14 protein-coding genes and 2 pseudogenes are annotated in these 13,121 nt (G+C 71.8%); 11 read left to right on the top strand and 5 right to left on the bottom strand.

The annotated features are described in order from the left end of the window. Positions 1–227: 227 nt before the first annotated feature. On the top strand, positions 228–866 hold the full coding sequence (locus tag AB0N17_RS04225) for a hypothetical protein (RefSeq protein ID WP_366009579.1): 639 nt from the start codon (positions 228–230) through the stop codon (positions 864–866). Positions 867–893: 27 nt separating this feature from the next. Here AB0N17_RS04225 and AB0N17_RS04220 read toward each other — a convergent pair whose 3' ends face one another. Then, positions 894–1,838, bottom strand: a complete 945-nt coding sequence (locus AB0N17_RS04220; RefSeq protein ID WP_366009546.1) for a DMT family transporter — start codon at positions 1,836–1,838, stop codon at positions 894–896. Positions 1,839–1,913: 75 nt separating this feature from the next. On the opposite strand from AB0N17_RS04220, the gene AB0N17_RS04215 reads away from it, so the two are divergent. Then, on the top strand, positions 1,914–2,816 hold the full coding sequence (locus AB0N17_RS04215; protein WP_366009545.1) for a LysR family transcriptional regulator: 903 nt from the start codon (positions 1,914–1,916) through the stop codon (positions 2,814–2,816). A 3-nt stretch (positions 2,817–2,819) separates the two neighbouring features. On the opposite strand, the gene AB0N17_RS04210 is transcribed toward AB0N17_RS04215, so the two are convergent. Continuing rightward, positions 2,820–3,290 (bottom strand): pyridoxamine 5'-phosphate oxidase family protein, encoded by a 471-nt coding sequence (locus tag AB0N17_RS04210; RefSeq protein WP_366009544.1) that lies wholly within the window; start codon positions 3,288–3,290, stop codon positions 2,820–2,822. A 193-nt stretch (positions 3,291–3,483) separates the two neighbouring features. Between AB0N17_RS04210 and AB0N17_RS04205 the strand changes: the two genes are divergently transcribed. Further along, entirely contained in the window at positions 3,484–4,128 is a 645-nt protein-coding gene (locus AB0N17_RS04205; protein ID WP_366009543.1) for a cysteine hydrolase, read from the top strand. 6 nt (positions 4,129–4,134) lie between these two features. Here the strand turns inward: AB0N17_RS04205 and AB0N17_RS04200 are convergent, their stop codons facing one another. Next, positions 4,135–4,647 carry a Rieske (2Fe-2S) protein gene (locus tag AB0N17_RS04200; protein ID WP_366009542.1) on the bottom strand — a complete coding sequence of 171 codons (513 nt, stop codon included), beginning with the start codon at positions 4,645–4,647 and terminating at the stop codon, positions 4,135–4,137. A 170-nt stretch (positions 4,648–4,817) separates the two neighbouring features. Between AB0N17_RS04200 and AB0N17_RS04195 the strand changes: the two genes are divergently transcribed. The 7 genes from AB0N17_RS04195 to AB0N17_RS04165 all read left to right on the top strand — a co-directional run bounded on the left by AB0N17_RS04195 (position 4,818) and on the right by AB0N17_RS04165 (position 11,489). Beyond that, positions 4,818–5,594 carry a HipA family kinase gene (locus tag AB0N17_RS04195; protein WP_366009541.1) on the top strand — a complete coding sequence of 259 codons (777 nt, stop codon included), beginning with the start codon at positions 4,818–4,820 and terminating at the stop codon, positions 5,592–5,594. Beyond that, positions 5,591–6,040: a DUF3037 domain-containing protein gene (locus AB0N17_RS04190; protein WP_366009540.1), complete on the top strand. Its 450-nt coding sequence runs from the start codon at positions 5,591–5,593 to the stop codon at positions 6,038–6,040. Before AB0N17_RS04195 ends, AB0N17_RS04190 begins: the two co-directional genes overlap by 4 nt. Positions 6,041–6,188: 148 nt before the next feature. Further along, on the top strand, positions 6,189–6,950 hold the full coding sequence (fabG, locus tag AB0N17_RS04185; RefSeq protein WP_366009539.1) for a 3-oxoacyl-ACP reductase FabG: 762 nt from the start codon (positions 6,189–6,191) through the stop codon (positions 6,948–6,950). Positions 6,951–6,962: 12 nt separating this feature from the next. Then, entirely contained in the window at positions 6,963–7,727 is a 765-nt protein-coding gene (locus AB0N17_RS04180) for an SDR family oxidoreductase (protein ID WP_366009538.1), read from the top strand. Positions 7,728–7,915: 188 nt separating this feature from the next. After that, entirely contained in the window at positions 7,916–9,493 is a 1,578-nt protein-coding gene (locus tag AB0N17_RS04175; RefSeq protein ID WP_366009537.1) for an ABC transporter substrate-binding protein, read from the top strand. A 107-nt stretch (positions 9,494–9,600) separates the two neighbouring features. Continuing rightward, positions 9,601–10,293, top strand: coding sequence for a uracil-DNA glycosylase (ung, locus tag AB0N17_RS04170; RefSeq protein WP_366009536.1), 693 nt, complete (start codon positions 9,601–9,603; stop codon positions 10,291–10,293). A 674-nt stretch (positions 10,294–10,967) separates the two neighbouring features. Then, positions 10,968–11,489 (top strand): hypothetical protein, encoded by a 522-nt coding sequence (locus AB0N17_RS04165; protein ID WP_366009535.1) that lies wholly within the window; start codon positions 10,968–10,970, stop codon positions 11,487–11,489. Between the two features lie 555 nt (positions 11,490–12,044). Here AB0N17_RS04165 and AB0N17_RS04160 read toward each other — a convergent pair. After that, positions 12,045–12,290: pseudogene (locus AB0N17_RS04160) on the bottom strand (DUF664 domain-containing protein); the annotation flags it as partial. Here AB0N17_RS04160 and AB0N17_RS04155 point away from each other — a divergent pair. Beyond that, positions 12,240–12,443 (top strand): annotated as a pseudogene (locus tag AB0N17_RS04155) (DUF664 domain-containing protein); the annotation flags it as partial. The pseudogenes AB0N17_RS04160 and AB0N17_RS04155 sit on opposite strands and share 51 nt — an antisense overlap. 18 nt (positions 12,444–12,461) lie before the next feature. On the opposite strand, the gene AB0N17_RS04150 reads toward AB0N17_RS04155, so the two are convergent. After that, the gene (locus tag AB0N17_RS04150) at positions 12,462–13,052 is read right to left on the bottom strand and encodes a TetR/AcrR family transcriptional regulator (protein ID WP_366009534.1); all 591 of its coding nucleotides are present in this window, start codon (positions 13,050–13,052) and stop codon (positions 12,462–12,464) included. Positions 13,053–13,121: the final 69 nt, after the last annotated feature.

Genomic DNA, 13,121 nt, shown 5'->3' with positions numbered 1-13,121 from the left:
ACTGGGCGTACTCGGGTGGTCCGACAACGCGGCGAGGTGCCGTGCCGGGCGTCGCGGACCCGGGCTGATCCAAACGACGCCCCCTGGCCCACCGGCGGCGCATGCGGGGCGCTTTCAGGGGACTCCGTCCGGGTGGAGCGGGGCCGGTGCCCGACCGCTCGAGTCGCGTCCGGCGAACCCGGCCCCGACGATGGGGGAAGATGACCATCGACCCCAGGGACGGCACCATGGCCGTGAGACGACTCAGCGGCTCCGGAAGGGCCCGGCGCCGGGTCGCCGTGGGCGGTGCCCTCGGCGCCCTCCTGCTCACCGGCACTCTCGCCGCCTGCGGCAACGGAAACGGTCAGCAGACCGGCCCGTCACCCCGGGCCAGCGCCTCCAGTACGCCGAACGCCTCGTCCTTCTCCGGAACACCGCCGTCGGCCATGGCGTCCTCGGCCTCCGCGGCGATCAGCTCGGCCCGGTCCTCCGCATCCGCGGCGGCGTCGTCCGCCTCGGCCCGCGCCTCGGAGTTCGAGGCATCGGTGGACGCCGAGACCCAGCGCAGGAGCACCGCGGCGCAACAGGCCCTCAAGAACGTCAGTGGCCAGGGCAACGCGATGTCCGAGGTCTCGATGACGGGCATGCCGAGAGCACAGACCGGCGGAGTGCTCGCCGTGCTGGTCACGATCATCAACAAGACCCACAGCGAAGCCTCCTACGCCGTGCAGGTCGACTTCAAGAACGCCGACGGCAAGGTGGTCGAGACGCGGTACGTCGGCGCGGAGCACCTCAAGCCCGGGCAGAAGGACCAGCCCATCGCCTTCAGTCACCAGCCGCAGGAGCCGAAGCTGACGCCCGTTCTCGCCAAGGCGCAGCGCTACTGACGCCGGCCCCGCGGCGGCCTGCCGCCCCTACGCGTCCTTCCTCGGCCGCAGCTGGGTGAGGGCGGCCCCGGCCAGCACCACCACGGCCCCCACCGGTGTGCTCCAGCGCAGCGACTCCCCGAGGATCGCCACCCCCGCGGCCGTGGCGATGACCGGGATGAAGTACGTGACCATCTGCGCGGTGGTGGGCCCGACCTCGGCCACCAGCCCGTACTGGATCAGCACCGCGAGCCCCGTGCCGAACGCCCCCAGCGCGGCGATCGCGAGCAGCGGAACCAGCGAGAAGTGCGCGGGGAACGAGGTGAACAGCGGTGTCACCACCGCCAACTGCACCGTGGCCAGCAGCAGCTGCGCGCCCGTCATCGACAGATGCGAGTCACCCCCGCCGGCCAGCGTCCGCCGGACGTAGATCCACCCCACCGGATAGCTCAGCGAGGCGAGCAGCGCCATCGCCGTGCCCGTGGCGTCCAGACCGTGGAAGCCCTGCCACGCGCCGAGCACCGTCAGCACCCCGATGAAGCCGAGACCGAGCCCGGCCACGCGCACCCGGGTCGGCCGGTCCTCGGAGAGGGCGACCATCGACAGGGCCATCCCCCAGAGGGGGGACGTGGCGTTGCAGATGCCCGCCAGCGTCGAGGGGATCGTCAGCTCCGAGTAGGCGAACAGCGAGAACGGCAGGGCGTTCAGGAAGAACGCGGCGACCGCCATGTGCCCCCACAGCCGGGCCCCGCGCGGCAGCCGCTCCCGCTTGACGGCCATCGCCGCCCCGAGCACCGCCGTGCCGAACACCAGCCGCCCGAGCGTCACCTGGAACGGCGCGTAGCCGTCCGTGCCCACCTTGATCAGCAGGAAGCTGAAGCCCCAGATCAGGGACAGCGCGCCGAAGCGGAGCCGCCAGTCGAGGCGGACGCGGGGCCGGACGGGGGCGGAGGACCCGGCGGACCGGGTGCGGGGAGTGGTGACTGTGCTCATGACCTACACGATGCTAAACGACAACCTCGTAGCACAATCGAGAATTCTCACGCGGTACCTCTTAGAATCACTTACATGTTGAACCTCGAGCGCCTGCGCACCCTGGACGCCCTCGCCCGGCACGGCTCGGTCAGCGCGGCGGCCGACGCCCTGCACGTCACCACGTCCGCGGTCTCCCAGCAGCTGGGCAAGCTGGAGCGGGAGGTCGGCCAGCAGCTCCTCGCCAAGAACGGCCGGGGGGTGCGGCTCACGGACGCCGGCCGGCTGCTGTCGGAGCACGCGGCGCGCATCCTGTCCCAGGTCGAGCTGGCCGAGTCCGACCTGGAGGCGCAGCGCGGGCAGGTCGTCGGCGAACTGAGGCTCTCGGCGTTCCCGACCGCGGCCCGGGGGCTCTTCCCCGCGGCGCTGGGCGCCCTGCGGGCCGCCCACCCCGGGCTGCGGGTGCGCTCCAGCGAACTGGAACCGGAGCAGGGCATCGCCGCGGTCGTGCGCGGCGACCTGGATCTCGCCGTCGTCCTGGACTGGTACAACAAGCCGATGCCGGTGCCCGACGGCCTGGTCAAGGCGCCCCTGCTGGACGACCCGGCCGACGTCGCCGTGCCCGTCGGGCACCGGCTCGCCGACCGGCACGAGGTGGACCTCGCCGAGTTCGCCGAGGACGAGTGGATCACCTGGGGCGAGGGCGAGTTCTGCCACGAGTGGCTGATGTTCACGCTGCGGTCCAAGGGCGTGGAGCCGATCGTCGGGCACCGCGCGGGGGAGACCCACACCCAGCTCGGCCTGGTCGCCTCCGGGCTCGGGGTGTGCATCGCCCCGCTGCTGGGCCGCCACCCGGTGCCCGACGGTGTGGTCATGATCCCGCTCAGCCAGCGGGTGCGCCGCCATGTGTACGTCGTCTGGCGGGCGGACGCCGACCGCCGCCCCTCGATCCGCGCGGCGGTGGAGGCCCTGCGCACGGCGGCCCAGCGGCTCGGCTGAGCCCTACGCCCCGCCCAGCTTCCGGAAGTCCCAGGAGACGATCTTCTCCGGGGTCAGCCGGGCCCAGGCGTGCCGGCCGTCGTGCGGCATCTCGTCCAGGCCGAAGTTCTTGCGCGCGAACAGCGTCTCCGCCGTGTCCAGTTCCGCGCACAGCTCGCCGGTGCGCGGCGCCTCGCCCACGAACTCCACCCGGCCGGACAGCTCGACCCCGCGCAACTGGTCGTACTCCTCGCCCGAGTCGACCACGACCGCCACCCGCGGATCGCGGCGCAACTGGGCCCAGCGCCGGCTGCGCACCACCGAGTACAGCCACAGCGAGCTGCCGTCCCAGGCGAACCACAGCGCGCTCACGTGCGGTGTGCCGTCCGCCGAGACGGTGGCCACCCGGCAGGTGCGCTGGGTGGTGAGGAACTCGTCCAGCTCCCCGGGCGTCATCATGATCTTCCTGCCCCGGCGCTGCTGAGTGACGGTCATGCGGCCCCCTCTTCTCCCACGTCGTGCAAGAGAACTATCGTGTCCGGATGATCCTCTGACAACACGTCAGAAAAGAGAACGGGTCATTCTCGAACGGTTCACGTCCGCACGTTTCATTTCCGCACGTTTCATTTCCGCACGGTTCACTTCCGCACGGTTCGTGTTCGACCGGTCGTCTGCGAAGGGGCGCGCCATGCCGACGTACGCACAACTCAGCGAACTCCTCGACCCCGCCGGTACCGTCCTGCTCACCGTGGAGTGCCAGCAGGGGGTCGTCGGCCCGGACAGCGCCCTGCCCGAGCTCGCCCGGGAGGCCCGCTCCTCCGGCGCCCTGGACAACGTCGCCCGGCTGGTGGCCGCCGCCCACGAGGCCGGTGTCCAGGTCGTCCACGCGGTCGCCGAACGCCGCCCGGACGGCCGGGGCGCGAGCCGCAACGCGCGGCTGTTCCGGGCCGCCGAACGGCTCCCCGTGCAGCAGCTCACCGGCAGCACCGCGGTCCGGGTGGCGCCCCCGATCGAGGTCGCGGCGGAGGACCTCGTCGTACGGCGGCTGCACGGCCTGTCGCCGCTGCACGGCACCGACGTGGACGCCCTGCTGCGCAACCTCGGCTGCCGCACGCTGGTCGTCACCGGTGTCTCCGCCAACGTGGCGATACCCAACACGGTGTTCGACGCGGTCAACCTCGGCTACACGGCCGTGGTCCCGGCCGATGCCGTCGCGGGGGTGCCCGCCGACTACACCCCCGCGCTGATCCGCAACACCCTCGCGCTGGTCGCCACGGTCACGTCCACCGACGAGGTGCTCCGCTGCCTGAAACGGCCGGGCGGGCGCGGCTGAGGCGGCTCAGGCGAGCTTGATCTCATTGCCGGAGACGCTGATCTTCTGCTCGGCCAGCGGCTGCGTCGCGGGCCCCTGCTTCACGCTGCCGTCCGCGGCGGAGAAGTGGCTGTTGTGACACGGGCAGACGATCACGCCGTTCGCCACACTGCCCACCGCGCACCCCTGGTGGGTGCACTTGGCCGAGAAGGCCTTGAACTGGCCCGCGGCCGGCTGGGTGACGACCACGCCCTGGTCCTTGAAGATCTTGCCACCGCCCTCCGGGATGTCGGAGGTCTTGGCGAGCGCGGCGCCCCCGGCGGAGCCGCCGTTGCCCTGCGGGGCTCCCGTGGAGCCGGTGCTCCCCGTCGTGCCGGTGGAGCCGGAGGAACCGGACCCGGCCCCGGTGTTGACCGTGTCGGACGAGCTGTCGCCCGAACCGCAGGCGGTCAGGGCGGCGGCGAGCCCGGCCGCTCCGGCTGCCGCCACGACCGTACGGCGGGCCGGTCCCGGGAGTGGCTGGGGCGTTGCGCTGCTCATGTGGGATTCCCTTCCGCGGAATTTCTCGTGATCCGTCCAGGGGTACGGTCCTGACGCACCACCTGTTCAGACGGGCACTCAGATCTTCGTCGCTCGGAGGTGTGACAGCGGTGAGCCACGCCTGTGGGTGACCTGTCGTCCGGCCACCGGCGCCCCAGTAACCTGGGGCGATGCTCAAGGAAGTCACCGCGACCCGCTACATCACGCCCCTGCGTGAGGGGGGCTCGCTGCCGGGGCTCGTCGAGGCCGACGACTTCGGGACCTACGTCATGAAGTTCACCGGCGCCGGACAGGGCCGCAAGACCCTGGTGGCCGAGGTGGTGTGCGGCGAACTCGCCCGCCGCCTCGGCTTCCGGATGCCCCGGCTGGTCACCGTCCGGCTGGACCCGGTCCTCGGGCTCGGCGAGCCCGAACAGCAGGTGCAGGACCTGCTCAGGTCCAGCGGCGGCACCAACCTCGGCATGGACTTCCTCTCCGGCGCCCTCGGCTTCGACCCGCTCGCCTTCCCGGTGGGCCCCCAGGAGGCAGGGCGGATCGTCTGGTTCGACGCCCTGATCAACAACGTGGACCGGTCCTGGCGCAACCCCAACCTGCTCGTGCACCGCGACGAGCTGTGGCTCATCGACCACGGCGCGACGATGATCTGGCACCACAACTGGCCCTCCGCTTCGGCCTCCGCGGCCCGCCCCTACGACGCCTGCGACCACGCCCTCGCCCGCTTCGCCCCGGACGTCACCGCCGCCGCGGCCGAGCTGGCGCCCCGGGTCACCGAGGACCTCCTCGCCGAGGTCACCGCGGAGATCCCCGACGCCTGGCTCACCGACGAGCCCGGCTTCGACACCCCGGACGACCTGCGCCGGGCCTACGCACGGCCGCTGCTCGCGCGGGCGGCCGTCATCACCGAGCGGATCACCGGCATCGGCTCCGCGGCGGAGGAGGGCAAGTGAGCGAGCGGCACATCCACATGGCCGGCCATGTCACCGAGCGGCACATCACCCGGGCGGGCCAGGGTGGCGACCGGGACGTGTTCGAGTACGCGCTGCTGCGGGTCGTACCGCGGGTGGAGCGCGGCGAGTGCGTCAACGCGGGCGTGGTCGTCTACTGCCGCGCGCGCGGCTTCGTCGGCGCCCGCACCCATCTGGACGAGGCCCGGCTGCTCGCCCTCGACCCGCGGGCCGACGTGGTGGGGGTCCGGGCCGCGCTCGGCGCGATCGAGCGGCACTGCGCGGGCGGCGAGGAGGCCGGTCAGGCGGCCGCGGACGACGCGGGGCGCCGGTTCCGCTGGCTGATTGCGCCCCGCTCCACCGTCGTGCAGCCGGGCCCCGTGCACACCGGGCTCACCGCGGACCCGGCCGCCGAGACGGAGCGCCTGCTGGACCTCCTGGTGAGGTAATGGATCACACCGGCCCGGTGTGCCGTTGACACCGGGTGCCAGGGCTTCTAGCGTCACGTGTGCTGAAGGTACTAAGCGGTCGCTCACCGCATGGGGGGCTCACTTCCGAGGGCCCCGACAGTTCTCTCAAGGGCGAGGAGAAGCAGCAATGTCCACCACTGAACAGCGGGTCGCGGTAGTCACCGGCGCGGCGCGCGGCATCGGCGCCGCCACCGCCGTACGGCTGGCCGCCGAGGGCCGCGCGGTCGCCGTGATCGACCTCGACGAGGCCGCCTGCAAGGACACCGTCGAGAAGATCACCGCCGCCGGCGGCAAGGCCATCGCGGTCGGCGCCGACGTCTCCGACGAGGCCCAGGTCGAGGCGGCCGTCGCCCGGATCGTGGAGGAGCTGGGCGCCCCGACGATCCTGGTCAACAACGCGGGCGTGCTGCGCGACAACCTGCTGTTCAAGATGAGCGTCTCCGACTGGGACACCGTCCTGAACGTGCACCTGCGCGGCTCGTTCCTGATGACGAAGGCCGTCCAGAAGCACATGGTCGACGCGGGCTTCGGCCGGGTCGTCAACCTCTCCTCCTCCTCGGCGCTCGGCAACCGCGGCCAGGCCAACTACTCCGCCGCCAAGGCCGGCCTGCAGGGCTTCACCAAGACCCTCGCCATCGAGCTCGGCAAGTTCGGCATCACCGCCAACGCCGTCGCCCCCGGCTTCATCGCCACCGAGATGACCAAGGCCACCGCCGACCGCGTCGGCATGGGCTTCGACGACTTCAAGGCCGCCGCCGCCACCCAGATCCCGGTGCAGCGCGTCGGCGAGCCCGAGGACATCGCCAACGCCATCGCCTTCTTCACCGGCGAGGCGGCCGGGTTCGTCTCCGGCCAGGTGCTGTACGTCGCCGGCGGACCGCTCAACTAAGGGAACGGGTACATGACTTCCGCTGAACTCCCCGAGCCGTCGGGCAAGGTCGCCGTCGTCACGGGCGCCAGCCGCGGCATCGGCTACGGCGTCGCCGAGGCGCTGGTCGCCCGCGGTGACCGGGTGTGCATCACCGGCCGCAACGAGGACGCCCTGAAGGAGGCCGTCGAGAGGCTCGGCTCGGACCGGGTCATCGGCGTCGCCGGCAAGGCGCACGACCTCGACCACCAGAGCGAGGTCGTCGAGCGCACCATGGAGGCCTTCGGCCGCCTCGACTTCCTGATCAACAACGCGGGCACCAACCCGGTCTTCGGTCCGATCGCGGACCTCGACCTGAACGTCGCCCGCAAGGTCTTCGAGACGAACGTGATCTCCGCGCTCGGCTTCGCCCAGAAGTCCTGGCACGCCTGGCAGAAGGACAACGGCGGCGCGATCGTCAACATCGCCTCGATCGCGGGCCTCGCGCCCTCGCCGTTCATCGGTGCCTACGGCGTCAGCAAGGCCGCGATGATCAACCTGACCCAGCAGCTCGCGCACGAGTTCGCCCCGAAGGTGCGGGTCAACGCGATCGCGCCGGCCGTGGTCAAGACCAAGTTCGCGCAGGCCCTGTACGAGGGCCGGGAGGAGGAGGCGGCCGCCTCCTACCCGCTCGCCCGGCTCGGCGTGCCCTCCGACATCGGCGGTGCCGCCGCCTTCCTCACCTCCGAGCAGTCCGACTGGGTCACCGGTCAGACGCTCGTCGTGGACGGCGGCCTCTTCCTGAACGCCGGAGTCTGAGCTCAAGTTCCGGGCGTCGATTTTCGGACAGAACGACGCCCGGAACGCCCCCCGGTATCCGCACAGCGGACTGACAACGTCGTCATCGCGAAGTCGATCAAGAAGTGCTGTTTCAGGGGAGGTTCAGGGGACCGATCGCTGCGATAAGGTCTGCCGACCCTTGGTATGGCAGATCGAGGAGCGTGCGCGTGTTCAACCGGAACCGATTCCTGCGGAGAGTCGCGGCGATCGCGTCCATATCCCTGGTTGCGGGTTGCAGTCTGCTGTCCGACGGCGATCCCGACAGCAAGGGGCCGATCGTCGTGGGAACCACCAGCGCCCCCAGCACGCTGGACCCTGCCGGGGCCTGGGACGGTTCCTGGGAGCTGTTCCGCAACATCTACCAGACGCTCGTCGCCTACCCGAACGGCGCGACCACCCCGCAGCCCGACGCCGCCGAGAGCTGCTCCTTCACGGACGCCGGCAGTCGTACCTACCGCTGCACGCTGCGCTCGGACATGAAGTTCGCCGACGGCGACGCGCTGAACGCCGAGGCCGTCAAGCACTCCATCGACCGCGTCCGCACCATCAACGCCCCCGGCGGCCCCGCCGGGCTGCTCGGCAGCCTGGACCGGGTGGAGACCGTCGGCGACCGCGGGGTCGTCTTCCACCTCAACAAGTCCGACGCCACCTTCCCCTTCGTGCTGGCCACGCCGGCCATGTCGATCGTCGACCCGGACGACTACCCGGCCCGCTCGCTGCGCAAGGACGACCAGGTCTTCGGCTCCGGGCCGTACAAGCTGCAGTCGTACGAGGACGACAAGCAGGCCGTCCTGGTCAGCAACGGCAACTACAAGGGCTTCGCCAAGCGCCAGAACGACGCGGTGACCATCCGCTACTTCCAGGACTCCGCGGGCATGGTCAAGGCGCTGCGCGACAAGCAGATCGACGTCACCTACCGCGGTCTCGCCGCCGACGACATCGTCGCGCTGCAGCAGCACGCCAACTCCAACCTGCAGCTGGTCGACGGCGCGGGCACCGACATCAGCTACCTGGTGTTCAACCCCAAGGACCCCTGGGCGAAGCAGCCCGCCGTGCGCAAGGCCGTGGCCCAGGTCGTCGACCGGGGCGCGATCGCACACAAGGTCTACAAGGACACCGTCGACCCGCTGTACTCGATGGTCCCGAAGGGCCTGACCGGCCACTCCACCGGCTTCTTCGACGAGTACGGCGACCCCAGCGTGCCCAAGGCCCGCAAGATCCTCACGAACGCGGGGATCACCCAGCGCGTCCCGCTCACCCTCTGGTACACCACCGACCGCTACGGCTCCGAGACCGGGCTGATGTTCCAGGAGCTGAAGCGCCAGCTGGACGACTCGGGGCTGTTCACCGTCACCCTCAAGAGCCGCCCCTGGAAGACCTATGTGGTCGGCTACCAGAAGGGGGAGTACCCGGTGTTCGGGCGCGGCTGGTTCCCGGACTTCCCGGACGCGGACAACTTCATCGCCCCGTTCGTCGGTGAGCACAACGCGCTCGGCACGCCCTACCCGGCCAAGAAGATCACCGACACGCTGCTGCCCCACTCGCGCGCGGAGAGCGACCGCGCCCAGACGGTCAAGGACATGGAGCAGGCCCAGCAGTTCCTCGTGAACGACTCCCGGCTGATCCCGCTGTGGCAGGGCCGGCAGTTCGTGGCGGCCAGCGAGGACATCTCCGGCGGCGAGCAGGCCCTCGACCCGTCGACGATCATGATGATGTGGGCGTTGCACCGCAAGACCAGCTGGTGAGTGCGGTCGAAGGCCCTCGCGGCACCGATTGTCAGTGGTCGCCTGTAGGTTCTGAGACCTGCAAGTGACCGCACGCCGCAGTTGTTAGACATCGTGAGGACGTTGACGTGACCGACATCGCCATGCTGCCCGAGTCCTGGCGCGGGGTTCTGGGTGACGAGCTGCAGCAGCCCTACTTCAAGGAGCTGACCGAGTTCGTCGAGGACGAGCGGGCGAAGGGTCCCGTCTACCCGCCGCGCGAGGAGGTCTTCGCCGCGCTGGACGCGACGCCGTACGACGAGGTGAAGGTGCTGGTGCTGGGCCAGGACCCGTACCACGGAGAGGGGCAGGGCCACGGCCTGTGCTTCTCGGTCCGTCCCGGTGTGAAGACCCCGCCGTCCCTGCGCAACATCTACAAGGAGATGCAGCAGGAGCTGGATCTGCCGGTCCCGGACAACGGCTATCTGATGCCGTGGGCCGAGCAGGGCGTCCTGCTGCTGAACGCGGTGCTGACGGTCCGGGCGGGCGAGGCGAACTCGCACAAGGGCAAGGGCTGGGAGAAGTTCACCGACGCGGTGATCCGCGCGGTGGCCTCCCGGCCGGACCCGGCGGTCTTCGTCCTGTGGGGCAACTACGCGCAGAAGAAGCTCCCGCTGATCGACGAGACGCGGCACGTGGTGGTGAAGGGGGCGCACCCCTCCCCCCTGTCCGCGAAGAAGTTCTTCGGCTCCCGCCCCTTCACCCAGATCAACGAGGCGATCGCGGCCCAGGGCCACACCCCGATCGACTGGCGCGTCCCGAACCTGGCCGAACGGGTCTGAGCCGGACCGAGCCGAGGGGGCGAGTGGGGGTGGGCAGGGCCGGGGGCGTGGGACCGGCGGGGGCAGGGGGCTGACTGTGCGCGGGGACCGGCCGGCTGGTGAGGCCGAGCGGGCGGTGAGCCCGAGCGGTCGGTGAGGCCGACCGGGCGGTGAGCCCGAGCAGGGCGAGATGGATGCACCCCGGCGGCCCCAGCATCGCCGTCTGCCGTGCCACGGCCCCGCCGCGAACGACTTCCCCGGCGGCCACACCCCGCCGCACCGCGCTTCGAGCAGGGCCTGCCGTCGCCAGCCAGGGGAGGGGCGGTGGCCCCGACGGGTTACGGCCCCTGCCGGCCCCTCTCGCGTGCCGGGCGGCGCCCGGGGCTGCCGTGCCCTCCGGGCCGCGCCGGGCGGGCTATGGCCCTGTCAGGAGCCGTGTCCCCGGCGGGGTGCGGCTCTCGGTTCGGCCAGGTTTCCTGGCCGGATGTGTCCTTGCCCGTCACGCTCTCCTGTCGGGCCGCGCCCCGGTGGGCCGTGTCGCCGTCAGGAGCCGTGTCCCCGGCGGGCCGCAGTCTCTCCGGTGGGTGGCGTTCGCCGGGTGTGGTGCTGGGGTGTTTCGGCTGTGGCTGACCTGGAATGCGGGCTCGGACGGTTAGCGTCGGGGGCAGGTCGGGTGAGCGCGCGTCGGAGGTGTGGTGGTGGAGCGACAGGGGCAGGCGGTGCCGGACGCCGTGCTGACGCGGATCGGGCAGGTGGTGATGCTGCACCACGGTGGCGACCGCGAGGAGGCCCGCAGCCGCTTCCTGGACCTGTGGGCCGAGATCGGGGAGGAGGGCGAGCCGCTGCACCGCTGTACCCTCGCCCACTACCTCGCCGACACCCAGGACGATCCGGCGGACGAACTCGCGTGGGATCTCAGGGCGTTGTCGGCGGCGGAGGAACTCGCCGACGGCCGCGCGGAGGGCGACGCGCTGAGCGTGCGCGGGTTCTTCCCCTCCCTGCACCTCAACCTGGCCGCCGACTACGTCAAGCTCGGCCGCGCCGAGGCCGCCCGCAGCCATCTGCACCGCGCCCGCAGCGCGGCCGGCGCCCTGTCGGACGACGGTTACGGCGACGGCGTCCGGGCCGCCATCAGCCGACTGGAGCTGCGGCTGGGGGAGGACCGGTTCCCGGGCGACGGGGGATCCTGGGGGCCGCCACGCCCGCGGCCCAGCTGAGCGGCCCGGTGCCGTTCAGTGTCCGTATGCCTGCTCGCAGATCACCGACTCCGGGCTGTCCCCGCGCCAGCGCCCGTACTTCCGGCCGAGGGCGCAGACGTCCGGGGGCGTGGGGGCCGGCTTCGAGAGGTCCGGGAGGTGTGCGTGCGATCGCCGGGGGTGGTCGGGGTGTGTCCGGGGACGCGGGGGGGCGGGCGGGGCCGCGGGCGGCCGGTCCCGGTGGGGCGCCGGGGGTGCCTGCGTGGGCGGATGCGCGGCCGTCGGCGTCGGATGCTCCGGATGCCGGGACGGTCCGACCATCTCCAGTGCCTCCCGGGCCGGTGCCTGCACCACCCGGGGCTCCGCGCTGCCGTCCGGCCGCGGCACCGACGGCTGCGAGGGCGCCGCGTCGGGCGGGGGCCCGGGACTTGCCGGGCGCTGTACGGTCATACAGCCGGAGAGGGCCGAGACGGCCACGGTGATCAGAAGCGCTGCGGTGGTCGTCGTTCGATGCACCCGCGCAACTCTGCTGGCTCCGGACCCGGTTGGCACCAGGGAGTCGAGGCCGATGCCCCCTCACGGGTGATCCCGTGCCCCGTGCGGGTGGCTTCGCCGTGCCGGCGCTGACGTTCGGTCGCCGGTGGCACCGTCGATCCGCTCACGGATCAGATCGGCGTGGCCGTTGTGCCGGGCGTACTCCTCGATCATGTGGGTGTAGATCCAGCGCAGGCTGAACGGCTCGTCCGTGAACCGGCTCCTGCCGCGCGAGAGATCGTCCAGCGCGAAGCCGGCCGCGTGGCGCCGGGCCGTCTCGATCTCCGAGGCCGGCTGGACTACCACCGCCGGACGCTGGCCTGGAAGTGCGAGGGCCTGACCGAGGAGCAACTGCGCACGGCCGCGGTGCCGCCCTCCGAGCTGTCCCTGCTGGGTCTGGTCCGGCACATGGCGGAGGTCGAGCGGAGCTGGTTCCGCAAGGGTCCTCTCCAGCGGTTTTCACCGGCCCAGCATCCCCGCCAGCAGCTCCCGCAGACCCGTGCGGATCTCCTCCAGCCCCGGCGCCTCGGAGCCGAAGGACCCGGCGGCGCAGGAGAACATCAGCCCGTCCGCCCAGGCGGCCAGCGACAGTACATGGCGGTCCGGGTCCGGTGAGCCCGCGGCCGTGAGCATCGCGGCCAGCTGTTCCTTGAAGACGGCGCCCGTCCGGTCGTAGAAGGCGCGCAGCTCGGGGCGGCGCGTGGCCTCAAGAGCCAGTTCGTAGCGGGCGATCAGCAGCTCGCGGCCCCGGGTCAGGGAGCGGTGGACCGCGAGGGCGAGAGCCGCGGTCAGCGCATCGAGGCCGCCGCGCGGATCCGGCATCTCCTCCAGCGCCAGTACCCGGGCCTCCCGCTCGGCGTGCCGGCGCACCGCCAGCTCCAGCAGCGCCTGCCGGGTGCGGGCCACGTTCGACGTCGAGCCGTGCGGCAGTCCGGCCGCCTCGTCCACCGCCCGGTGCGTCAGCCCGCGCATCCCCCGCTCGGCGAGCAGGGCGAGGGCGGCGTCGGCGACGAGGTCGGCGCGGGCGGGGCGGGGGGTCTGTACGGACATGAGGTGACCCTATCCGGCGCACTACGGCTGTAGTAGCGTTGCTCTCACTACAGATGTAGTGAACCAGGA

The organism is Streptomyces sp. NPDC051133, from assembly GCF_040682635.1.
Taxonomy (GTDB): Bacteria; Actinomycetota; Actinomycetes; order Streptomycetales; family Streptomycetaceae; genus Streptomyces.
Note: the sequence above shows the minus strand (reverse complement) of the source record. Positions and strands in the feature narration are given on the sequence as shown.